The following is a 24668-nucleotide window of genomic DNA, read 5'->3' on the forward strand; positions in this document are numbered from 1 at the left end:
ATTAGAATTTTCTTTTTACTAATTTATGTTTACCCGCGTAGATATAAGATTCCATGAATTGATTTTCAGGATAGGTGCTAGGATAAACACCATTATTAATCAATATTGAAAGACCGCTATCATTTGAAATAGCGGTCTTTTGTTTATTTTTCTAACGTTATTACTTGATATAATTCATTGCGGTCAATGTTGCTGCCAGTAAATTCATGGGTCAACCTCCCATACTCATTAAAAATAAACGTTTTGTTGTCATGTACCACTTCGGAGCCGTTGTTTTTGAAATGTTCACCTAGTGAGTCTGCCATGTTTTGAATCTGCTTCTTATCTCCTGTCAACATTTTCAGGTAAGACAGATCGAAATTCATCTTCATTGCGTGTTCTTTCATGGCTTCAGGTGTATCATTTTTGGGGTCGAGCGAAACAGAAACAAGTAAAATATGATCTGTTTTGTTTCCTTTCAATTTTAGATCCTGCTGCAAGTTGCTGAAATTCGCTAATAAAATTGGACAAGCATTCGGATCAAGACAATTTATATACGTAAACGTCATTATAACAGTTTTTCCAATAAAATCCTGTTTTGTGACAGAGCGTCCATTCTCGTCGATTAACCTAAAATCAGGTAAGGTTACCTCTTTTGTTACTTTATGGGCATTCTCCAATGTCTTTGCATCGACAGTAAATGGCTTTTCGTCCACAACCGTTTGCTCATCGTTTTCTACTTTAATAGAAGCAACCCACTCACCGTTCATCGCTAAACTAGCGGTTCCAATATATTTGCCAGCGCCTATTTCTTCCACTGTAACTGGAGTTGTTCCATGATCCATATTTTTCATATTTAATTCGGCACTCACCTTGGCACCTTCGACCGGATTTCCCTGTTTATCTTCTACCGTAAATTGCATCGCATATATTTTGCTCAGAGTAAATGTTTTTGGTGTGGTAAGTTTCACCTTCATATTATTGGATGTCCCACAGCCCGCAATAAATAACATCAAAAGACTAATTATGAAGACAGAAATTCTTTTCATTTTACCCAACCTCTCAGCTAGATGTTTTTATATCTCAACTCCCTTCCACTATATACTACATTCAACTTTATATCTGTGAAGTTTTATACATTATCACTTCTTCTTCGATGGTTACCAATTTCCGAACAAATAAAACCCATTTGCCGTCAATCATTACGTGGCGAATTTGGTCTTCCTTTGTTTCAACTATCAAGTTATGTACGATTGAGGAAAAATCAGATTCATGAATAGTAGGAATGAATGGGTCTCTTTTTATAAATACAAGGTACAATAATTCATTTATTTTCGGTGATAACTTTGGATATATTTTCAAAATTAATAGATTTTTAGTCTTTCTTTTTCAACCACTTCTACCTTAGATAGTATCGGTCTGTCGTTCCGCCGATCGACATGTACTTGGAGATTGAAAAATTCTGTAAGTTTCTGACTAGATATCAATTTCTTTGTCTCACCATCTGCAAAAACTTTTCCCTTTTTTAATAATAAGGTTTTGGTGAAAACAGGCAGGATTTCTTCAACATGATGTGTTACATAGATCAATGTCGGACCATCTGGATTTTCTGCGATTGTTTCAATCGATTCTAACAGTTGTTCGCGCGCGATAAAATCTAATCCGTTTGTCGGCTCATCAAGAATGAGCAAAGCCGGGTCAGCCATAAGTGCACGTGCAATTAAGACGCGCTGCTTTTCCCCTTGTGATAATTTAACGTAATTTCGGTTTGCATAATGAAGGCAACCAAGTGTCTCCAAAAGTTTTACGGCCTTTTCTCTCATGGCATCTGTCGGTTCTTCATACAGACCAATAGAGGCGAAGGCCCCGCTCAAGACAACCTCAAATGCATTGTCGTCTTGATGGAATTTTTCTTGTAGTGAGGATGATACAAATCCGATCTTTTTACGCAATTTCTCACTTAGATAAGTCTTCCCAAATTCCATGCCAAGAACAGTAACTTTCCCTTTTGTAGGAAAATAATAAGCATTTAATAGATTTAAGATGGCGGTTTTCCCTGAACCATTTAAGCCAAATAATACCCAATGTTCGCCTCTATTAATCTTCCAATTCACATCTTGTAAAATCCAATTTCCTTCCCGTAATAATGAAACATTTTCAAGTTGTAATACCATTATTAATACTCCTTATCTCTTTTTTTGTAAGGCTCTGTTAAACTTGCCTGTTGATTTCCCCTCCAGGCGCGTGCGGTTCGCGGGCGGTACGTTGAGCTTCCTCGGCGCTGCTCTCCTGCGGGGTCTCCCCTTCGCCGTCCTCCCGCAGGAGTCTTCGCACCTGGAACGTAGATCAACAGGGTACCAAAATCAAAAATAAGCTTTAACATAGCCTTTTAAATAAATATTTAGTATTTCTATTGTAACAAATTTTCAGAAAATAAAAAAATAAGTCCTACCTGGAGGACTTACATCGTTTTTCTTAAACTAATACTTTTTTCAATTTTTCCGTAAGCGCTGGGATTACCGACTTGTAATCAGCAATTACGCCGAGATTAGCTCGTTTAAAAATAGGTGCCTCTGAATCTGTATTGATTGCAACAACGGTCTTCGCATTGGTAATGCCTGCCAGATGTTGACTGGCACCAGAAATTCCTACTGCGATATAAAGGTCTGGCGCAACAACGGCCCCCGTTTGACCTACCTGCAGGTTAGAGGGAACCCAGCCAGCGTCACATGCGGCCCTTGAGGCACCGACAGTCCCACCTAATAATTCTACAAGGGACTGCAGATCTTGAAAACCATCCGGTCCGCCCAGACCACGCCCGCCAGCGACAATAATAGCTGCATCCTCAAGACGGATGTCGGACAAAGCTGATTGAATCTTTACCACCAACTTCGATAAAATAATTTCCTCTGGAATAGAGTAATCAACTGAAATGATTTCACCTGTTCGTGTTGAATCAGGGATAGCTAGTTCCTGACTCTTTTGACGAATACCAACAACCACCTTTGGTCGTGTGGTTGAATACTCCCCATATGCCTTATCACCATAAATAGGCCGGACCCAAGTAAGCATTGTGGACTCGGTCCTAAAGTCAGTTACTTCTGTTATCGCAGATGCACCAATGCTCGTGGCTAGTCGACCAACAAGATCTTTCCCCATTCGATCAAAGGAAAGGATCAGCATATCGGCATCAGATTGTTGGAATACCGTTAATAGACTATCCACAAACAAGTCAACCTGATACTCTGCAAAGAGCGGATTTGTAATGGTATATACTTTGCTAGCCCCACAGGCAATTGCTTCCATAGCACCAGGCGTACTCGAAGGTCCAACCATGACAGCTTCGACACTCCCAGCGGTGGCATTTGCCAATCGACTGCCGAATGCCAGTGCTTCCTTGGTACCCGAGGTGAGCGATTCTTGATGTTGATTTGCAAAGATAAGTATTTTGGACATAAGATTACGTACCTCCTATAAAATCTTGAGTGCCAAGAGTTTGTCAGTCAATTCAGCTGCTAGCTCTGCACCATCACTGCCCTCGACGATCTCACAATTGACCTCTCTATTAAGGACGTAGGCCCGTTCTAATATTACCCCGGGTTGGCACCGCTCATTATCTAAGTCAAGATCGTCTGCTTCAAATTCCGTGATTGGCTTGCTCCTCGCAAGGCGAATATCCTTGACCTTTGGGAGGCGAGGAACGTTTGTCTCTGAACTAATTATGGTGAAAACGGCTGGATAGGGAACGCTCATTATCGTATATCCGCCTTCTGCTTCACAAGTAGATTTCACAATTTTGTCATCTAATTCAAGTTCAGAGACGAGTGTCAAACAGGGGATGCCGAGTTCTTCGGCGAGAACCGGCCCAACCAGCCCCTCTTCAATATCGCTTGCTTGATAGCCTGTCAGTACAAGCTCTGCACCACCAAGGGTTTTGATTGTTTGCGCAAGGATATGGCCAACTGCCTGACCATCGAGATTTTCCCACTCCTCATCCCAGACACGTACGGCAGCATTTGCCGTGAACGAAAGGGCTTTTCTGAGTACCACCTCAGATGATTCATCCCCCAGGCAGACGGCAGTCACCGTAGCACCTGGTGTTTTATCACGAAGTTGAATAGCCAATTCAAGCGCATTTTCGGCAAAGGAGTCTACTACCATGTCGTTGTCTCCGCTCACCGGACGATTAGTCTCAGGGTCAATTTGAAAGTAACGTGGTGTAATTTCCGGATCAAGCACATGCTTTAGGCATACGACGATATGCATCACTAGTTCACCTCTAGTTTTTTTTATTTGTTTACCCTTTTACTTCTGCACCTGCTCGTACTGCCAATCCTCGTTCCTTTTGCGGATTAGGGAAGGGCTCAAGTCCATACATCTCGCGCAGTCTTGCAACGGCTTCGGCTGGGGGTTTTGAATTGTAGTAGCCGCGGCGGGTCATATAAACTCCGGATACCCGCTTGAGATCCGCCAATGATTCACACATCTTAATCCCAGCGCCAAAAGAGTCTACCACAGGTACGTCCCCAATCCTAGAAATCCCAAATGTGGCGAGGAATACGTTCATCGGTCCTTCACCTGGGACAATCACATCCGCACCTTGGGCAATCGCTGTCTCGGCAGCTCTTTGAAAAGCAGCCATGACCTGTTCAGGGTTATGAAAGCCTGCAAGCACATCATCAAAGCCTGACTCAAGCGGAACAATTGGTCCAAGTTTCTCACCGAGACCATAGCGTGCAGCGTTTTGTCTAAGTTCATCTGCCAAAGGTGTCAAAAAGTTAACCACTCCGATTCGGTCTCCGAGCATCGAAGCCATATGGAAGGAGGCTTGCCCATAACCCACCACTGGTATATCGACTAACGTCCGGGCCTCCAATAGACCCACATCTGGAATAGTCCCGATAAACATCGCATCATATCCTGCCGCTTCAGCCATCAGGGCAGCGCGAACGAACTGCTCACGGTGCAGATTTTGCAAGTAGGAGTGAGTAATAAAATGACCGGGATAATGGGTGGGATACGTCTCTTCCGACATCCCATGCAAAACGACCTCCACGTCTGGGCGTGCTATTTTTTTCAAGTGGTTCATGATGGCATCCCTATATTGGGGTACCCTGTCAATCGTGGTTAAGCTTTGATGCCAGATTTTCATTACAGTTACCTCCTTTTTTTGTATTTTTTATAGAGAAACTATTAATATACGCGATGAATTGATGAATTTTACTAGCTTATCATCACGTTTTCCGGGTAGTTCGGTGGATTTTTCTGGTCTTTCGGTAATTTTTTTAAGTTTAATCGGCGAATTTTTGTGTTCTATCAGCGGATTTTCTGGTTCTATCAGCGAATTCTCTAGTTCTATCGGCGAATCCAAATTTTACGGGCGAATTCTTCAATATTACGGGCGAATTCTCCGATTTTACGAGCGCATCCACCCTTTCAATGAGCGAATTCTACAATTCTATGAGCGAATCCTATTCCAAGCACTCTCGCAATCCACCAATTATTTGACTTTTACCTCTTTCAAAGCCTCTTGGACGGCAATCCGCCCGAATACTGCACACTTTCCTAAAGAACTCCCGGTCATATACCCTGCCCCGTGAAATCCGCCTGTTACTTCCCCGGCAGCATACAATCCTAAAATAGGCTCGCCGAAAGAATTGACCACCTGTGCGGCTGAGTTCACTGACACTCCTGCATATGTTCCAAGCATAGCAACAGTTGACTCAAATGCATAAAATGGAGCTTTTTCGATCGGCGTTGGTTTTCCATAGTTATGGGTTAATGTCTTCCTGCCGAAGTCAGGATCTATTCCATCCTGAACCCCTTGATTGTATGTGGAAATCGTTTCTTCCAAGACTTCCAGTGGTACATCAATACAGTCAGCCAATTCCTCCAATGTGTCGGCCTGATAGAGTAGACGGCGGCGTTTAAGTAATTCAAAATCATAAAGAGGGTCATCATGGACGCTCTTGCCCATAACGGTTTGGTCCCAAACCTGAAAGGTCACACAATCTGGCTGCTCGAAAGCGGCCTTTCCCAATAATTTATAGGAGATCGACTCGTTAACGAATCTTTTACCAAATTGGTTGACCATGATCGCTCCCTTATAGAAGGCTAACCCTTGCGACTTAACAGGTCCTGCAGCACTCGGATGAAAACCGTACGTCCCGTTCAAGTAAGGTAAATCCTTTAGCCAGGCCCCATGTTCACATGCCATTCGGATTCCGTCTCCATGATTACCACGTCCTCCAATTCTTAACGCTCCCTTTAACTGGGGTGCAAACTCCTCTAGAAGTCCCTCACTTTTGGCGAACCCACCTGAAGCAATAACGATTCCCTTTGTTGCCTGTACAAAAAGTTCTTTTCCATCAACCTCATATAAAACACGATCAATCCATCCCTCCTTATTTTTAAAAAGCCGTCTTGCAGGGGCATTAAAAAGGATTTTCACGTTTGGCAACTGCTTCAACCGTCTGTACAGTGTCTGAATTGCTTGATGTGGGTCAATAATGTGTCCCCGGGGAACACTGTGACCGCTAACCGCTTCGAGGGAGCGAAATTCTACCCCGTATTCAATCAGCCATTTATATGTCTCAAATTGACGCTGACCATACGCCGTGACAAGTGCCGGATCGTTAACACCACCGCCAACCTCGTTCATGTCATCCATTAGCGATTCAATCGAATCGATTATTCCCGCCTTTTCTTGTATGTCTGTTCCAGCGAATGCCATATACCCTGAGCTAAGGACTGTACTGCCGCCCAGTTCATCCTGCTTTTCAAGGAGCAAGACGTGTGCACCCGCTTCACCTGCCTCCACGGCTGCACACATACCTGCCAATCCGCCGCCTAAAATAACCAAATCATAGGTTTTCATTGATTATCACACCCTTTTACTCGAGGTTATTTAACACTTCTAATGCAGCCTGGCAAACTTGCATATCATGGGTATAATGTCCACCGCTTACCCCTACACCGCCAATCAGTTCGTTATTGATTTTAATTGGATAGCCCCCGCCAAAAATAATCAGTCTTGGCGTGTGAACAATACCATGCAGCAATGGTGGATCATCCTTTAGTCTGTCGTACCATTCGTGAGTTGCCCTATTATAGGTAGCCGCAGAAAATGCTTTATTTTGTGAGATTTCCAGACTTAATACAGGTGCACCATCCATAGCAGCAAATGCTTTTAAATTCCCAACACGGTCGACAATTGTAATGCTAAACGGCATTCCTAATTCTCCTCCCTTTACTAAGGCGGCCTCAAGCATTTTATCAGCAAGTGCTAGACTAATATTTTTTGATTCAATAGCTGGAATAAATTTTGTCATGTAAGTATCCCCTTTCAACTTTTCGAATAATGGATTTCTTATAAATTTACTGGTCGGCCGCTTCCAAATGCTTCAATTGCGGTAGCAGTCACTGCGACACTTTTTGGCAAACATAAATCGACAATAACATTCGCAAGATCTCGTGGATGTAACCAATTGTCTTTATTTACATCTGGGGCTAGATCGTTCATCATCTTTGTTACAACAGGACCAGGACAAACTGCGTTCACTCTAATTTTGTAAGGCTTTAATTCTTCCCCTAATGCTTTAGAAAATCCGATGACTGCATATTTTGAAGTAATGTATGCACTGCGGTCAGGACCGCCCTTCGTTCCCCAAATCGAAGACAAATTAATAATTATACCGTTTTTCTTGTCCAGCATTTGCGGGACCACAGCACGAGTACATAAATAGACACCACGAATGTTTACATCTTGGACAAAGTCCCATTCCTTAACCGTTGTTTCACTAAACGGTTTAAGGAGCATCACACCGGCATTATTGATTAAAATATCAACCTGGCCTAAAGTTTCCTGGGTTCCTTGAACCACTCGATTGACGTCATCTTCTGAGCGAACATCTCCGGAAAAAGCAATCGCCTTACCTCCGAGTTGATCATTTATATAAAGAGCTGTTTCCCTGCTTTCCAATTCATTGTCAGAAAAAACGGCTACTTTAGCACCTTGTTTCGCCAAGAGGATACTGGTTTCTCTGCCTATCCCCCTGCCGCCCCCAGTCACTAGGGCTACTTTGTTTTTTAACTCCAAGTCCTCTCTTCCTTTCCATCTAAACTTTTAGTTTCTTAGAATCGGTTACGAAAGCTACAGCATGATCGCCTGCTCGGCGGCCAAAAACTAGCCCCCTTAGCACAGATGTCCCGCCTGGATATTTCCCGTAATATAGACCAGCTGTTTCACCGACTGCATACAAGCCCGGAATCGGATCATGATCTTGGGATAAAACTCGCCCATTGATGTCAGTCGCTAATCCGCCATTCGTGAACACATTGGAGCAGACAATTGGATAGGCAATAAACGGGGCCTTATCAATTGGAATGGCCCAATTGGACTTTGGCGGTGTAATTCCGATTGCCTGTTTACCATCCTTTTTATCCCACTGGAATTCACCAGGCTGAACAGCCGCATTAAAGGATTCTACTGTGGCTTTTAATGGTTCCACAGGGACACCAATCTTCTCTGCCAATTCCTCGAGCGTATCGGCAACAATAGCTGGTTTATCCGTCTCCACAGCCCGTTCATAGTTTGGAATTTCATACATCTTTTGATCACCAATCATGTACGCAATATGACCAGGGAGATCGTGGAATATTGTCCTGGCAACTTCTTCATATTGTTCGTCGACTGTTGTTTTTCCCTCATCAACAAACCGTTTGCCATCTTGATCGACTAAAATAAAATATGGATAGGTCATAACAGCAGCTTCTTCTCGCTTACTTCTTGGATCGACCGGTTCCGCATGGAATGAGTCGAACTGTCCTGCTGTCTTTGCCCCGATCTCCATCGCCATTCGAATTCCTTCACCTTTATTAAATAAACCACCCTCTGCAACCGTCCGGATCTTATGTGCATCCCTGCCAATATACTGGGCCATCATTTCTTGATTCCCCTGGAATCCGCCCGAGGCTAACACCACCGCTCCAACCTTTAATTGCAGAGAGGTTCCACCTTTGACTCGCACCAATAATCCATCGACTGCTCCCTCATCATCAAGAAGTAATTTCCAAGCTGTTGCCTCGTAAATAATCTCTACGCCAAGCCCACCTGCACGGCGCGCTAGTGTGTCAACAATGGCACGCCCCCCGCCCACTGGCAGCAATCGGGGCCTTGATGCTGTTAAAAACATCGTAGGCAGGTAATCAAAATCTACTCCTTTTTCCTGTACCCAGCGAAGTGTGTTCCCTGCATCTTTGGCGAGAGTTTCTATGTACTCCCGATCGGAATAGTTGTCTGAAAAGGCAATCATGTCCTCTACAAAGTTATCAGCAACTTCATCGAGATTTTTCATCCTCATATAGGAGGCGGTCCAACGGGAATTTCCACCCCGATGGTCGTAATCTGCACGTTCTAAAATGCCGATTTTTAACTTTTTATTTGATTTTTTTGCACTTTCGGCGGCAGATAATGCTGCTGTGGTGCCGGCAACTCCACAACCAATTACTACAATGTCATAATCTACTTCTCTTCCCACTTCTATGTCCCCCTCTTTACTTGTTTATTAATGACTGATTTTCTGAATACTTCTTTTCCCATTCTTTAATCTGGTTAAGTTTAAAGAGTGATTGCCGCTCTTCCCAAGTACAGATCAAATTGTGAACATGTTCTTGTGATCCTTCTGTTTTTAATATTTTTAAAGACTCGGTGATTCCCTTGATAGCTGAGCGAAGAACCGTATTTGCGCAAAGCATAATCTTAAAGCCCATTTCTTCTGCTTCTTTTAATGTAATAAGTGGAGTTTTACCACCTTCCACGAGATTAATTACCTGTGGGATTCCTGTTAAGGAACTGGTAATTTGTTTTAATTGCTCGATGGTAGTCGGCGCTTCAACAAAAATAATATCCGCACCTGCTTCCGCATAGGCATTTGCCCTTTCCAATGCATCTTCCATCCCATTTAGGGCCAATGCATCCGTACGGGCGATTATGGCTAAATTTTCATCTTTCCTGGTATCCACTGCTGCTTTGATTTTCCCGACCATTTCTTCCTTGGAAATCACATCTTTCCCATTGAAATGACCGCACTTTTTAGGTGAAACCTGGTCCTCCAGTTGGATCGCAGCTACACCAGCTCGTTCAAACTCACGAACGGTCCGGATAACGTTGATTGCGTTGCCAAAGCCAGTATCGGCATCGACGACAATCGGAATCGTCGTAACATCGGCCATACGAGTTACAATATCAACGACTTCTTTTAAGGAGGTCAGGCCTACGTCTGCCCAGCCTAATTGGGCATTCGATATTCCGGCACCAGTTGCGTAGATTGCGTGAAAACCGATTTCTTCTATTAATCTTGCAGACATGGCATCGAAGGCACCGGGTAAAATAAACGCCCCGGGTTGATGCAATAGATTTTGAAATTCCTTCGTTTTATTCACTTTTTACAGCCTCCTCTTAACATACGGTTCATCCGATATGAACAAATCCTTGAAACCAATTATCTTTATACAAAGAATCATTCCTATTCCCGTGGATTCGCTCGTGCCATACTATTGAAAGAATTTCATTATGCATAGCTGCAAATTCTAAATCAGATCTTTGAGGTATTAAATGTTTTTCTTTCGTTACTTTCATTTCCATCACATGTGATTGAAAAGCCCCTTTTACTGTGACGACATACCTCCCAGGAGCAGGTAATGTATAGTGAGGCCTTACTTTAAGTGTGCTTCCATCCCAATCACATGCCATTTCGTAGGGGCGCCCTAAAAATGCTGGTAACTCCTCGACATTCCCACTGGCTAATTTTTCTCGTATACAAGTCGAACTTATTTTCTCCCCTTGATATTCCACTTTATTGACTTTCGTTACCCCCAGGACACTGCCTGAATCGTTTTTCAAGCGGTCCATACGGCCTTCACCACGAAAACCATAGGTATAATCAAAACCGGCCACTGCATGGACTACACCTAGTGCAACTAAATATTTAGCAGTAAACTTTTCAGGGGAAAGCGCCGCGAATTCTTTGTCAAATTCGACAATATAGAAAATGTCGACACCCAGTTCACTAAAGATTCTTTCCTTATCAGAAAGCGGCATTAAATAGTCAATCTGTGTTTTTCCATTGGATAAAACCGATTTCGGATGTGGAAAGAAACTCATCACAGATAATGGTATATTCATTTCACTTGCTTTCTGAAAAGCGGTTTTAATCACTTCACGGTGTCCATTATGAATACCATCAAAAAATCCTAGGGCCATTACACTGGGTGTAGCATTTTGTTGAAAGTCCGCTAGATTTTCAGGATTCAAATAAAATGTCTCCATGCAGCTCCCTCCTTTATCGCCTATTTTTTATTAAATATTTTTCGTATTACTGGAAAGACCGCATAATACACGTCCGAAGTTTTCTTTTGAAGTAATAGGTGATACTGTTCTGTGCGTATAAAGTGCTGAAAAATCACGGCCAATTCTCTGCATCGGATTCCCATTTCCTACATAGGCGGATCCTGTTGCAAGAATTAATATATCAATCGCTTCTTTACAGGATTGAACCGCATATCCGATATTCGCCAATGCCTTTACTCTTTCAAATTTACTCATATACTCTCCACTTGCAGCACAGGAGTCAAGCCGATCCGCTACTTGATAAAAGTGCATGGCAGCGGTTTCAATTTTTAGCGCTGCATTCGCTGCTTGATGATGTGTAGTAACGGCATCGCTTAGGAATTCCACTCCTAAATTTGCCGCTCTCCGGTTTGGTAATTTTTCCATGAAAAATTCTAAAGCTGCCTTTGCCATTCCTAGTCCAGGGACACCGATAGACATCGCTAATGCCGGAAAGAGTGCTGTATTATAAAGGGGAATATCACGAAAATGATTAGATTGGAATTTCCCGTCAATGGCGCCTGTGAAGGACACAACTCTGTGGTGAGGAACAAACACATCTTTCATGTTAATACTGTTGCTTCCTGTACCGCGGAGTCCCATTACATGCCAATCGTCAGCAATATCCACTTCACTCATTGGTAAAGTGATTAAGCCTTGGTCCACGATGTTTCCATCTTCATCAACAATCGGCATTCCGAAATATCCCCAGGTTGCATGGAGGGAACCAGAGCAAAATGGCCAATAACCTTCTTCAATGAAGTAACCGCCTTTAACCTTTTTCACCTTAATTTTTCTTGGTTCAAATACACCTGAAAAAACAATATCATCACTAGAACCGTAAATTTCATCATGTGTTTTTTCAGAAAAGGATTCAGAGATCATTAACTCACGAAGACAACATAGAGCAACGATCCAGCCGGTTGAACCACAGCCTCGTGAAATTTCCGTCACAATATCCGTATACGTTCTCATATTAGTTTGATAACCACCATATTTTTGGGACCGAAGAATATAGAATAGACCAGACTCTTTTAATTCTTTAATTGTCGCTTCTGGAATTCTCTGAATCTCCTCTGTTTCTTTTGCTCGTTCACGTAATCTTGGGACCATAGCTCGTGCCTTTTCAACAAGTTCTGTTTGGACATCTAAAATTGCACTTGTCACCATTCCATCTCTTCCCTTCCAATTTGATTTTATTTATATATCTGCTTATATAGTGAATGTTGATTTCTTACATAAATATTAGAAAATTCGGTAACTTCAATCTAGAGTAAAAATCGTTTGAGTTAACGTAGATTTTAGATAGTTTTTATTGGTTTTTTCGTGCCTATAAAGTTTTGAATGGAATCTTGTCTTTCATTTTTCGGCATTTATCCATAAAAAAACACCTAAATCGCTTTAGGTGTCAGGACTTACGGATAGACTAGTCTTTACTCTCGGATAACTTCCCTATACTCTTGGATAGCATTCCTTTACTCTCGGATAGCATTCCTTTACTCTCGAAAAGCCTCCTGACCTTAGTATCTAAGTGCATTCGACTCTAAACCGGCTAGAACTCGACCGTAGTTTTCTTTTGTAATGGTTGGTGAGAGGGAGCGGTGCGAATACAAAGTCCAAAAATCACGGAAAATTCTTTGCAAGGGGTGACCTTCATAAACAAAACCTGAGCCACTGGCCAGCATCAAGATATCAAGAGCCTCTTTACACATCTGATTAGCGTACCCTATATCCGCCAAGGTCTTGACCCTTGCATGACGGTCCATGTGTTTCCCGCTTGACGCCCACGTATCAAGATCATCCACCACACGATAATAATGCATTTCAGCGGTATCAATTTTTAAAGTAGCATCTGCCAGTAAGAGATGGGTACTGGTTGCATCTTTTGAATATTCAACCCCTATATGGCTAGCTCGTCGATTTGGCAAGAATTCCTGGAAGAAATCCATAGCTGCTTTCACCAACCCTAAACCAGGTAGTCCTAATGATAAAATTAGACTAGGAAAGAGTGCCGTATTATATAAGGGGATATCACGAAAATGTTGAGAATTAAAATTTCCGTTCAACACTTCAGAAAATGATACACAACGATGTTCTGGAATAAAAACATTGTTCATTTTAACACTGTTAGAGCCTGTGCCCTTTAAGCCCATCGTATACCAGTCATCCATAATGTCGAGTTCATCAAATGGCAGCGTCATTAATGCTTGATCTACTAGCTTTCCGTCATCATCTGTAATCGCCATTCCAAAATATCCCCAAGTTGCATGCAGTGAGCCAGAACAAAACATCCATAACCCTTCTTCAATTAAATATCCACCATCCACTTTTTTTGCAATACATTTCCTAGGTTCGTAAACTCCCGCAAACAGGACATTTTCTTCCTTTTCCCCAAAAATCTCTAAATGAGTTTTTTCTGTGAATGATTCAGCAACCATCAGTTCCCGAATCGCACACAGCGCTACAATCCAGCCAGTGGATGCACATCCTCGTGAAATCTCGACAATACAATCCGCATAGGTCTTGATATTGGTTTGCAGGCCGCCATATCGCTTCGGCCGCAATAGCGTAAACATGCCAGCTTCTTTAAGTTCTTTCATTGTTGCTTCTGGAATCCGTCGGATTTCTTCTGTTTCTTTTGCTCTTTCACGTAATTTTCGGATCAACGATTTTGCTTTTTCTACAAGTGTACGGTCAAAATCTTTTATTTTCGTCATCAAAACATCTCCTCTTTTTCTTTTAATCTAGTAATAAATTGTGCGGCATTTTCACCCGCAATCTTCCCGTACACTGCCCCTGCCATCAATCCAGCACCACCAGGATAGTTAAAGTAGAATAACCCGCCCACCATCTCACCGGCCGCATATAATCCAGGAATGGATTGGGATAAAATGTTTTGAACTTCCGTATTCGAGTTTATTTTTAAGCCGCCAAATGTAAACGTGATTCCACAGGTTACGGCATATGCTTCAAATGGACCTTCATCCAATGTATTAGCCCAATTGGATTTCCGCACCGTAATCCCATCTGTACATCGACCGTCCTTTATATTTGGATTGAATGGTATATCTTTTCGAACAGCCTCATTGTAGTCTCTTACCGTTTTTAAAAACCCTGCCCCATCTACTCCCTCAAGCTTTTCCGCCAGTTCTTCTATGGTATTGGCCTTTACCTTTGTGACCTTTCTTCCCCGATATTCGTCACGTAAAAGTCCGGCTACTTTAGCATCGAAAACCTGCCAAGCAAATTGTCCTGGCTGCTCGAGGATTAATTTTCCATATTTCGCATAGGTATAATTTCGAAAGTCAGCTCCTTCATCGATAAAACGCTTTCCTTCTGCATTGACTAAGATTCCAAACGGATAACTGAGTTTTTGAAATCCTTCTGTAAATTCTGGGAGATAGCGATCTCCACCAACCGAATGGCAGCCTGACCAATTTCCAGCTGCTTGAGCACCAATATTTAGCGCCATTTGAATTCCCTCGCCAGTATTAAAGCGGCTTCCTCTTGCTTTAGCTAAATCCCACTTAGGACCTAAATAGCGGGTCCTCATTTCCGGGTTTGCATGAAAGCCTCCAGAGGCCAAAATAACTGCTTTGGCATGAACTTTGGTTGATTTTCCATTCTGTTTAAAAATGACCCCATGTACTCCTTCATCGTCGTGAATAAGATCGGTTGCCATTGCATTAAATAAAACTTGTACTCCCAACTGTTTTGCTTCTTCATGTAGTGCCCCGACTAACCCTGCTCCTCCGCCAACAGATTCAACAATCATTCCGCCCCAAAATTTGAATTTTCCATCTACTTTAAAGGCTTGACGGCCATAAATGGGGACCCATCTTACCTTATGACAATGCATCCATTTCATTGTTTCATAGCTTTTACTCGTTAAGAGGGATGCCAGTTCCGGGTCGGTACGATAATCAGTAATCCGGCACATATCATCATAAAAATCTTCCTCCGTATAGGTACCAAAATCGGTAACTGCGAAATCTTCAGATGTAAGGTCGGGCATAATTTGTTTTAGATCTTCTACTCCGTTATAAGCAAAGCGAATCGATCCGTGCGTAAACGTGCTATTACCACCTTTTTCAGCCTCAGGAGATTTTTCAAGTACCATGACTTGGGCTCCATTCTCCCGTGCAGCTATTGCCGCACATATGGCAGCATTACCTGCCCCAACTATAACAACATCCGTTTCATAGATTCTGTTTTCCGTCACAAGATTGTCCCTCCTTTCAAAAAAGCTGACTCAAACTACCATTGAGTCAGCTTTATTAAATCATGCTTCGATAGTTGGTTTATTCATTTCCTTATCCATCACAGAATCTCCCCAATAGGTGTTTCCAATTGAATGTTCTTCTTCCGTCCACTCGACAGGCTCCCAGTCTGGTTCAAAAATTAAATAGGAATTACTAAATAACTCAACCCGGCATCCGCTGCCTGGATCGATAACATAAAGATAAAATGCTTGCGAAACACCATGTTTACCTGGTCCAATAAACTTAATTCTTTCTTCAGCTAAAATATCGGCTGCCCTCAAGATATCTTGGGCGTTATCGAGCCAATACGAAATATGGTGAAGCTGATTCGGTGTTTCTGCTTGTGGTCTTGAAATAACCGCAATATCGTGAACTAACGGGGTCACACTCATCCAGCCCGCGACAGTCGTTTTTTTATGGTATCTTACATATTCGCGCAGCTTAAACCCTAATTGACTGCCTAAATAGTCGAGGATTTCACCAACATCCATGGAGGTGGCAATATTAACATGATCAAACCTTCGCGGCGAGCAACCACGTGCCCATGATTTGTAGGTTTGATTCTTCAAAACAGAACGTCTTTTTTCATCTGCTTTTGGTTTTTCAATATCATAGTAGATTTCAAAGGAATGCTGGCTGGGCAGTTTAAAACGAATCGAACGACCTTGGCCTGCCTCTTCTCCCGCTTCCATCCAGTTGACTTCTGTTCCTGCTTTTTCAAGCAATTTAGCAAATCCTTCTACATCTTCGGGACGTTTCGTTCTCCATCCGATATGATCGACATATCCTTTCTCACCTGCAGTTAAGGAAAGGGAATGATGTTCAAAGTCGCCCCAGGCCCGTAAGTAATACGTCCCGTTCTTTTCTTCCGTTACTTCTAAACCGATTACATCACGGAAAAACCAAAGTGATTTTTCCAAATTGGGTGTGACTAGCGCCACATGTCCTAATTTTGCGATCTCTGGTAAAGTCATCATCCTGCCTCCTTTATTAAATCGAACTAGAAAAATAGTTTTGAATTAAATTATTAAAACTTTCTTTATTCTCAATTTGTGTCCAGTGACCACATTGACCGTATACATGTAATTGGACATTTTGGAGATGCGAGAGTAGATAGAAACTAGATTCTACTGTGCAAACCAAATCATCTCGACCATGCACCAGGAGAATAGGATTCTTGATTCGTCGTAAAGCAGTTACTGGCACTGGCACAGCGGCTGTTGCAAAAATAGATTCGTTGGAGCGATTAATATCAGGTTGCATCGCTGTCTCATATCTAGTTTGAGCAAGTGAGTCGATTTCAGGTGCTAATTTTTCCGCATCATACACAAACCAGCCCATGATTTGACGCATTTTCTTTTCGGATGGATTATCGTAAAAGCCTTTCGCACGACCGAGCTCTAAACTTACCTTTGTATTAGGTGTCCCGCCAGGTCCCATTAAGACAACACGGTCAAATCGTTCAGGATATTCAAGTAATAATTCCAAGGCAATGGAACAGCCTAACGAGTTCCCCACCACGTGGGCCTTTTGAATACCAAGGGTATCGAGCAGTTCAATCATCTGATTGACCCAAAGATCCATCCATCCTTGTCTATTCTTTGGTAGGGACTCAGGATGACTACTCTGTCCAAAGCCATGAAGGTCAGGTGCAATACAGTCATACTGTTCACCGCATGAATTCAATGCGTACCGCCAGTTAGCCCAAGCGAACACGCCTGGTCCCGACCCATGCAAGAATAATATTGCCTCTGTATGTTCCTCCCCAGCCCGGTTTACAAAGGTTTCAAAGTGATCCGTTTTAACTAATTGTTGAGTAATGGATGCCATTTTAACGTTTCCTCCTTCTAAAAGTAAAACTTTCTTACAATTATCAACCAAATGAAAACCTTTACATTTTATAGATTGGTAAATATATATAAATTTTAGAAAATTCGATATTTTAATTCTAGAGAAAAAAACATCTGATTTCGGGCTATTTTTAGGTGATTTTTATTGGTTTTATAGCCAATAACTCCATTTCTAGATTGTATTTGCGGCTATTATCATCATTTTCTTCATAAGAAAACCGGGGCATTGCCCGGTCACTTAACAAATAATTAGAAAGTTAGATCCTTCTGATAAGGATCTGTTCATTTCTTTCTGAACCTCCTGTTTTAATTCTGTAATTCTATGACGATTTCATCTCCCATTTCCTTCTTCCCTAGTTTAAGGGTTGTAAGTGTGATTAAACTGATAAGCAAGAAACCAGCAATGATGTACATCGCTTGTGTAAAATTGAAGACACCCATGATATACGGTCCAATGAAACCGCCTAGTGAGGAGAGGGTGCTAACTAGCGCAATCCCAACAGGTGCGGTCGATTCTGAAAAGAAGAAGGTGATATAGGCATAGAAAGTACCTGAGATTCCATATAAGCCGGCAGAAGTAATGGATAGCATTAAGACCATTAATGGAACACTCGAGACTAATGCACAACCAATAAATCCGACCATGGCAATAAACACACATGTGCCTAAATGCATTTTATGGGAGTTAGTTCGATCTGCATTCCAGCCAGTAAAAAGAATCGACGGGATTGCAATGATCGAAGGAATCATCGCCAGCCAGCCAATCTGTAGGTTAGTTGTTGATGAGGAAGTTAAGGACTTGATAATCGTTGGCATCCAGTAAGATAGTGCATTGACGGCAATAAAGCCAGCGATATTAAATAAAGCTAATTTCCATACTTTTGACTCTTTCAACATACCTAAATGAGAAGTTTTATTTAATTTTGCACTTAATTTTCGTTCCTTGTCTAATTCACCTTCAAGCCATGTTTTTTCCTCAGCAGTCAACCATATTGCATTGGCAGGTTTATCAGTTAAGTAAAACAAAACCACAATCCCTAAAAGCACAGCTGGAAATCCTTCTAAGATAAACATCCATCTCCAGCCAGCTAAAGCGTTCCATGAGATTGTATCCATGATCCAAGTAGACAGCGGTGCTCCTATCAACGCACTTAATGGTAAAGCAACAAAAAAGAGAGATGTAGCCTTGCCACGTTCTCGAGCCCTGAACCAATAGGTTAAATATAGAACAATTCCCGGAACAAAACCCGCTTCAGCAGCACCGAGTAAAAAACGTAATATATATAAGTGGGTCGCTGATTGGATAAATCCCTGAAAAATAACGACTATTCCCCAAGTAATCATAATACGGGCAATCCACAACCTTGCCCCCACTTTATGCAAAATCATGTTGCTAGGAACTTCAAAGAGGAAATAACTGATAAAAAATAGACCAGACAACAAACCAAACACTTCAGCTGTCAATGATAAATCGGCATTCATTTGTAAGGCAGCATATCCCATATTGACACGATCTAAGAAGGCAACCACATACAATAGCAAAATAAATGGTAAAATTCACTTCATGGTTTTCTTAATAGTACTTTTTTCAATCAGATGGACAGATTGTGTTTCATTCAAATAAATCCCTCCCTAAAAATTAATTTGAAAGTGCTTACATTTTTATATTTTAGAAAATTCCGTATACTGTATCTAGAGTAAAAAACATTGAAATTTACACTATTTTCAAATGGTTTTTGTTGGTTATCGTTTGATTTCCCCATAAAAAAGAGCAATCCGATTGGACTGCTCTAAGATGCCTATATTTCCAGTTCTCCCAATGCCAACAGCGAATCAAGAATAAGCAAGAGTTGATAGCTTTGAGAAGAATCCCGCAAATCTTTCTTTATTAGCATTTCAATCTTATTAATTCGATACATGAGGCCGCTCATAGATAAGGAAAGATCATCCATCGTTTGCTGTAGTTTCCCGCCATTGGCCAAAAAAACATAGAGTGTTCTTAGTAACTCTTTTTGTTTGGCCTCGCTTAATTTATATAACGGTCCTAATTCCTCTTTGGCAATTTTCTTTATACCACTCACATTTTTAGAATTAATCAAAGCACCCACAATTCCTAAATCTTTAAACTCCGTTATTCTTTTCTCTGTTGACATCCTAAGAGCCATTAATGATTCTTCTAAACAATCAACTAAACGTTCAATTTCTTCCGATTTTTCACTAATCCCAATTTTATATTTGTTGGAAGGATATGTTGTTTCCATATGTTTAAGGATTTTCCCCATATTTGCTACTAGGTTTGCCGTATCAGGAGTCAGCATGATAATCTGGCCCTCATATTGTCCAATCAAGGCTTTGTAACCTTGAATATCGAGATACTTAGCAATGGTCTCTACCATTTGATCATAATGGTCAAAGCTATTCTGTGTGGCCTTTCCCTTCTCTTTATAATCAATTGCCACTACATAAAAAGGATTCTCAAGATTGAAACCCATATGCCGGCCTCGTTTTATTATTTCCTCCTTGGAAGAATATTGCCCCTTCAGGATTTGTTCCAAAAAATACCCCTTCATTTTTTCAAGGGCTTCAAAACTCGTTTTTTCATTTAAGAGGTACAATGAGGCAGCATTAGCTACCCTCTCAATAAACATAATATCATTCTCAGCACTTTTCGCTGTTTTATTAAAATAAAGAAATGTGCAGTACCCGATTACTTTTTTTTGGACAACAATGGGCGTAATGAGACGTTCCTGATTTTCAGTTTTTATTTTTGTCGTCTCATTAAATAATGGCAGTAAGTTATGATTTTTCCTGTTTTTACGAATTAAATTCTCCTTTAGATTTTTATTTAGTCTACTATATTCCTCTTCCTTGATGCCGGAAAAGACAATTTTTTGAAAACCCAAATCTTCGATTGAAATTGGTATATTTAGCAATTTAAATGAACTGTCAGCGATATCTTGGAGATTGCTTCCATTTGAGACGCTTTCCGTTAATTTCTTATGAAATTTTGATACGGTTTCGATATAATTCCGCTGTTCTAGCAATTGCTCATAAGTAAACTCAAGTTCTTCAATAATATTAGACTCATAATAGAACTTGAGTTCCTCTTGGATTTCAATTCCCCAATCCGCCTGCATCCTTGCTTCAAAGCAGCACTCAGCATCACCCGTGCCTATACAGCTAATTTCCTTAACAATGACACTCTTACGACAAACGGTTGACATATAACCGCTTGCATAACCAGTCAATGTATGGCAGATGGGAATCTCTGATTGGCCATGATGCTTTAAATGTTCATTAGCCTCAAAGGAATCAATCCATTTTCCCTTTCCAAGAATGGATTTTATCGTTTCCCCATCACTCATTTCAATGATTCTTTCAGACTGGATGTCTCTAATATGCCCAGTACTTAAATGGAGAATCGACGCTTGATTGAGAAGGTCATTGATGGATGAAGTTGTTTTCATTGCTTCCTCAGCGTCACTAACACCTAAATTCCAACCATAACGGAGCAGAAATCCTTTTGCTCTTCTTGTACCTAAATTTTCGATTAATCCTTTCCTTAGCAGCCCAAAAGCAGCAGATGTTGATAGAATTTTTTTATTCCCATCTACTGTGGAACCAAGATCGGATGATTTCAGCAAGTTACTCAACTTTATTTACCCCTTCCTAACTAACGGTTATTGGGAGTTTACAAGGCTTCTTCCTTTACTTGGGACAACCTTATTGATTTGTTCGCCTAGGTCGATTAATCCATTAGCACTGTGAATCTGGCAGCGAATGATATCGCCATCATTGAGGTATTTTCCACTTTTCAATTGTTTTTCTTCTAGTAAGTTTAGCTTTTGATGATGTGGAACAGACATGTTTGAGAGTTGTTCCATTACTTCTAGAGTTAGGTTTAAAGCGACTCCGCCCGCCGTACCTGTCAGGATAACGTCCCCTATCGATAAATCCATAATTTCCGAAAGCTCTGTAATGGTTTCGGCAGGCTTGTAGAGCAATTGACTCGAGTTGGCAGATTGCCTTAATTCTTCATTCACCCAAAGCTTTAATTGTAAATCATTGATCAATGGAAGTTCTTCCTTGTCCAGCAAGTATAGATACGGACCTACTGGACAAAAAGTCCGGTAACTCTTCCCTTTTAACCATTGTCCCTCTGAAAGTTGCACATCTCGTGCAGAAACATCATTTGCTATAACCAGACCAGCAATGTATTGATAAAGATTTTCTTCCGTAAGTTCAACGGCCTCTGAGATATCCTTCCCGATTACGAGCCCAAGCTCTAATTCATAATCCAATAATTTTACACCACGCGGTCTTATGATTTCGGAATTGGCTCCACAGAGGGAACTATCAGTTTTGCTAAAAATCATATTAAAGGGGGGTCTTTCTGCTCCCATTCCCGTCTCGGATCGATGGGCAGAATAATTTACTCCCTGACAAATAATTCGTGCTGGCTTTGTAACCGGGCTCAATAAAGTCACTTCATGTAATGAGACACATTCTGCGTTTTCTTGTTCTTTAATAGCTCGGGCTTCTTCTTTCCCATTTTCCAAAAAATCAGCCAAATTTTTATATGTACCTGTTAAGAGGTGGATCTGATTACCTGATACCACTCCCCATTGCTCCTTTTGATCCTTTTCAACTCTAACCACTTGTATTCCCATTTTTTATGACCCCTTTCAAATAGATAAAGCATAAATGACTAAATTAACATAAAAACTCCTCACATAACGCATACAAGGAGTCTTCAAACTACGTATATAAGTGTATTTTATCTGCCATTTTTGAAAGTCGCGGATACGGCACCTAGCTGCTCAAATTCTGCTGTGAATGAATCCCCATCTTCTATTACTATCGCCTTTGAAAGTGCTCCTGAAAGAATAACTTCCCCCGCATTTAGTGATATTCCATAATTACCAAGTGCATTAGCTAGCCAGGCAACAGCTTGAGCAGGGTGCCCCATTACAGCTGCACCAACACCTGAATCCAAGAATTCATTGTTCTTATAAACATTCATTCCTATTATGGCCAGGTCAAGTTCATCTATCTTGGCAGTTTTTTTGCCGATGATCGCTCCTGCTGAAGATCCATTGTCGACGACCGTATCTTCAAAATTAATTTGCCAGTCTCTGATTCGGCTATCAATAATTTCAAGTGCTGGAACGATGTAATCTGTAGCTTCAATTACATCATTCAATGTTACACCTGGACCCTTTAACTCTTTTTTCAAGACAAAGGCAATTTCAAATTCAATCTTAGGCTGAATGAAACGGTCCAGTGAAATGGTGTCACCGTCATGATAAACCATGTCATTAAGAATGTGTCCGTAGTCTGGCTCATTCACATTAAACATTTCCTGCATTACTTTACTAGTTAGGCCAATCTTTTTCCCGACGATTACGGCACCGTTGTCCACTTTGTTTTGAATCTGAAGTAATTGAATTTGATAGGCTTCATCAACAGAAATTTCTTCTATTGATGAAGTTAATGGAGCAATCGGCTTTTTCTCATTTTCTGCTTCCATTAGTGCTGCAGCAGCTTTTTGAATATCCATTACCATTGCTCCTTTATATCATAATTTAAATGCTTTGGTTAATTTTTTAATGGGGATGTAATGTGTGTTTCCGCTAATAAGGTACGGTAGCGGCCGCTATAAAATAGGAGAGGATCAGCATCTTCCAGCTTAATATCAGTGACTCTGCCAATAAACAGGGTATGATCTCCTTCCACATGTTCTGCAGATACTACACAGGCAATTTGGGCAACGGCCCCTGCCAGAACTGGTTTCCCATCAAGATGATCAAAAATAACCTCCCGTGGCTCTTTTATCTGTCCAGCAAAAATCATCGAAATTTCCTGTTGGTCCGCAGCTAAAATATTGACTGAAAATGTTTGACTTTGTTTTATTTTCTCCATGATGCGAGCTTTTTCAGCAATAGAGATAACTACTAACTTTGGACTAAGTGACACGGACATGAAGGCATTAGCTGTCATCCCATGCACATCACCTTCTACGTCCGTTACAATAACGGTTACACCTGTGGCGAATTTTCCCATTGCTGTTCGAAATAATCGATCATCCATCGTTTTGACCCCTTTCTCGTTTTCAGATTGTGTAAGCATAAGATCTATTAAACTATTAAGCTTCGATTGTCGGGTTATTTTCTGGTATGGTGTCCGTTTGGTCGCCCCAGAAGGTAAAGCCAACATCCATTTCATCTAAAGTCCATACGATTGGCTCCCAATCTGGTTCAAAGATTAAATAGCCATTTGTAAAAAGCTCAACTCTGACGCCACTGCCTGGGTCGACTACATATAGGTACATCGCTTGTGAGATACCATGTTTACCTGGACCTTTAAACTTTATTCCCTGCTCAGCTAGTATATCAGCAGCACGAAGGAGGTCTTGAGCATTATCTAACCAGTAAGCTATATGGTGAATTTGATGTGTTGTTGGGGAAAATGGATCATGGCTAACCGCAATATCATGAACCAAAGGTGTGACACTTAACCACGCACCGATTAATGATTCATCTGGTGCTTTCACGCATTCACGCATGTTAAAGCCTAATTTTTCCTGTAAATAATCAGAAATGAAATTAGCCTTCAAGGATGTTAGGATATTGACGTGGTCAATTCTTCTTGGTGAGACACCGCGTGCCCATGATTTATAGGTCTGATTCTTTAATACTGAACGTTTGGACGGTTCAGCTAAGGTTTTTTCCATGTCATAATAGATCTCAAAGCGATGTTGGCTAGGTAATTGAAAGCGGATTGCTCTTCCTTGACCAGCTTCGACACCCGCTTCAATCCAATTTACCTCTGTTCCGGCTTCTTTTAGAAGTTGGGCAAATCCCTCGACATCCTCAGGACGTTTTGTCCGCCAAGCAATGTGATCGACATAGGATTTATCGCCAGCTGTAATGGAAAGCGTATGATGTTCAAAATCTCCCCATGCCCGTAAATAATGAGTTCCGTTTACTACTTCTGTTTCTTCAAGCCCAATCAGTTCTTTAAAAAACCAAAGTGATTTTTCAAGATCAGTTGATACTAACGCCACGTGACCTAATTTTGCGATTTCAGGTAAACTCATTTTATTCCGCCTCCTATTTTTATAAAATTCCCTCTAGAAAAATTTTTGCTAATTATCAGATTTTTAAGTATACACTTTGACTATTTTTA

23 protein-coding genes are annotated in these 24668 nt (G+C 41.2%); all 23 read right to left on the reverse strand.

Annotated features, from left to right (window positions below; translation table 11 throughout):
• Nucleotides 1-143 precede the first annotated feature (143 nt).
• Nucleotides 144-1028 (reverse strand): SCO family protein, encoded by an 885-nt coding sequence (locus KW850_RS00070; protein WP_218345552.1) that lies wholly within the window; start codon nucleotides 1026-1028, stop codon nucleotides 144-146.
• A gap of 315 nt (nucleotides 1029-1343) precedes the next feature.
• Nucleotides 1344-2153, reverse strand: a complete 810-nt coding sequence (locus tag KW850_RS00075; RefSeq protein WP_218345553.1) for an ABC transporter ATP-binding protein — start codon at nucleotides 2151-2153, stop codon at nucleotides 1344-1346.
• A gap of 2 nt (nucleotides 2154-2155) precedes the next feature.
• A complete protein-coding gene (locus KW850_RS00080; RefSeq protein WP_218345554.1) occupies nucleotides 2156-2362 on the reverse strand; it encodes a hypothetical protein in 207 nt (68 codons plus the stop codon).
• 92 nt (nucleotides 2363-2454) lie between these two features.
• Nucleotides 2455-3435 carry an electron transfer flavoprotein subunit alpha/FixB family protein gene (locus tag KW850_RS00085; RefSeq protein ID WP_218345555.1) on the reverse strand — a complete coding sequence of 327 codons (981 nt, stop codon included), beginning with the start codon at nucleotides 3433-3435 and terminating at the stop codon, nucleotides 2455-2457.
• Nucleotides 3436-3450: 15 nt separating this feature from the next.
• Entirely contained in the window at nucleotides 3451-4245 is a 795-nt protein-coding gene (locus tag KW850_RS00090; RefSeq protein ID WP_256358022.1) for an electron transfer flavoprotein subunit beta/FixA family protein, read from the reverse strand.
• A gap of 31 nt (nucleotides 4246-4276) precedes the next feature.
• Complete coding sequence (locus tag KW850_RS00095) at nucleotides 4277-5131, reverse strand: aspartate/glutamate racemase family protein (RefSeq protein WP_218345557.1); 855 nt, start codon at nucleotides 5129-5131, stop codon at nucleotides 4277-4279.
• A 348-nt stretch (nucleotides 5132-5479) separates the two neighbouring features.
• Entirely contained in the window at nucleotides 5480-6856 is a 1377-nt protein-coding gene (locus KW850_RS00100; protein ID WP_218345558.1) for an FAD-dependent oxidoreductase, read from the reverse strand.
• Nucleotides 6857-6872: 16 nt separating this feature from the next.
• A complete protein-coding gene (locus tag KW850_RS00105; RefSeq protein ID WP_218345559.1) occupies nucleotides 6873-7310 on the reverse strand; it encodes a GlcG/HbpS family heme-binding protein in 438 nt (145 codons plus the stop codon).
• Between the two features lie 38 nt (nucleotides 7311-7348).
• Nucleotides 7349-8077 (reverse strand): SDR family NAD(P)-dependent oxidoreductase, encoded by a 729-nt coding sequence (locus KW850_RS00110; RefSeq protein WP_218345560.1) that lies wholly within the window; start codon nucleotides 8075-8077, stop codon nucleotides 7349-7351.
• Nucleotides 8078-8096: 19 nt separating this feature from the next.
• A complete protein-coding gene (locus tag KW850_RS00115; RefSeq protein WP_218345561.1) occupies nucleotides 8097-9518 on the reverse strand; it encodes an FAD-binding protein in 1422 nt (473 codons plus the stop codon).
• 16 nt (nucleotides 9519-9534) lie between these two features.
• On the reverse strand, nucleotides 9535-10422 hold the full coding sequence (locus tag KW850_RS00120; protein ID WP_218345562.1) for an isocitrate lyase/PEP mutase family protein: 888 nt from the start codon (nucleotides 10420-10422) through the stop codon (nucleotides 9535-9537).
• A gap of 28 nt (nucleotides 10423-10450) precedes the next feature.
• Entirely contained in the window at nucleotides 10451-11308 is an 858-nt protein-coding gene (locus KW850_RS00125; protein WP_218345563.1) for an FAD synthetase family protein, read from the reverse strand.
• A 30-nt stretch (nucleotides 11309-11338) separates the two neighbouring features.
• Nucleotides 11339-12538 carry an acyl-CoA dehydrogenase family protein gene (locus KW850_RS00130; RefSeq protein ID WP_218345564.1) on the reverse strand — a complete coding sequence of 400 codons (1200 nt, stop codon included), beginning with the start codon at nucleotides 12536-12538 and terminating at the stop codon, nucleotides 11339-11341.
• A 350-nt stretch (nucleotides 12539-12888) separates the two neighbouring features.
• On the reverse strand, nucleotides 12889-14085 hold the full coding sequence (locus tag KW850_RS00135; RefSeq protein WP_218345565.1) for an acyl-CoA dehydrogenase family protein: 1197 nt from the start codon (nucleotides 14083-14085) through the stop codon (nucleotides 12889-12891).
• Nucleotides 14085-15590, reverse strand: a complete 1506-nt coding sequence (tcuA, locus tag KW850_RS00140) for an FAD-dependent tricarballylate dehydrogenase TcuA (protein ID WP_218345566.1) — start codon at nucleotides 15588-15590, stop codon at nucleotides 14085-14087. Before tcuA ends, KW850_RS00135 begins: the two co-directional genes overlap by 1 nt.
• A gap of 60 nt (nucleotides 15591-15650) precedes the next feature.
• Nucleotides 15651-16604 (reverse strand): VOC family protein, encoded by a 954-nt coding sequence (locus KW850_RS00145; protein ID WP_218345567.1) that lies wholly within the window; start codon nucleotides 16602-16604, stop codon nucleotides 15651-15653.
• A gap of 16 nt (nucleotides 16605-16620) precedes the next feature.
• On the reverse strand, nucleotides 16621-17460 hold the full coding sequence (locus tag KW850_RS00150; protein WP_218345568.1) for an alpha/beta fold hydrolase: 840 nt from the start codon (nucleotides 17458-17460) through the stop codon (nucleotides 16621-16623).
• A 326-nt stretch (nucleotides 17461-17786) separates the two neighbouring features.
• A complete protein-coding gene (locus KW850_RS00155; protein WP_256358002.1) occupies nucleotides 17787-19022 on the reverse strand; it encodes an MFS transporter in 1236 nt (411 codons plus the stop codon).
• Between the two features lie 257 nt (nucleotides 19023-19279).
• Nucleotides 19280-21133 (reverse strand): XylR N-terminal domain-containing protein, encoded by a 1854-nt coding sequence (locus KW850_RS00160; protein WP_218345569.1) that lies wholly within the window; start codon nucleotides 21131-21133, stop codon nucleotides 19280-19282.
• Between the two features lie 27 nt (nucleotides 21134-21160).
• On the reverse strand, nucleotides 21161-22150 hold the full coding sequence (locus KW850_RS00165; RefSeq protein ID WP_218345570.1) for a fumarylacetoacetate hydrolase family protein: 990 nt from the start codon (nucleotides 22148-22150) through the stop codon (nucleotides 21161-21163).
• A 107-nt stretch (nucleotides 22151-22257) separates the two neighbouring features.
• Nucleotides 22258-23040, reverse strand: coding sequence for a 2-keto-4-pentenoate hydratase (locus tag KW850_RS00170; RefSeq protein WP_218345571.1), 783 nt, complete (start codon nucleotides 23038-23040; stop codon nucleotides 22258-22260).
• A 38-nt stretch (nucleotides 23041-23078) separates the two neighbouring features.
• Nucleotides 23079-23570, reverse strand: a complete 492-nt coding sequence (locus KW850_RS00175; protein ID WP_218345572.1) for a flavin reductase family protein — start codon at nucleotides 23568-23570, stop codon at nucleotides 23079-23081.
• A 55-nt stretch (nucleotides 23571-23625) separates the two neighbouring features.
• Nucleotides 23626-24579 carry a VOC family protein gene (locus KW850_RS00180; RefSeq protein WP_218345573.1) on the reverse strand — a complete coding sequence of 318 codons (954 nt, stop codon included), beginning with the start codon at nucleotides 24577-24579 and terminating at the stop codon, nucleotides 23626-23628.
• Nucleotides 24580-24668 lie beyond the last annotated feature (89 nt).

The sequence above is a fragment of the Bacillus sp. sid0103 genome (genome assembly GCF_019219025.1).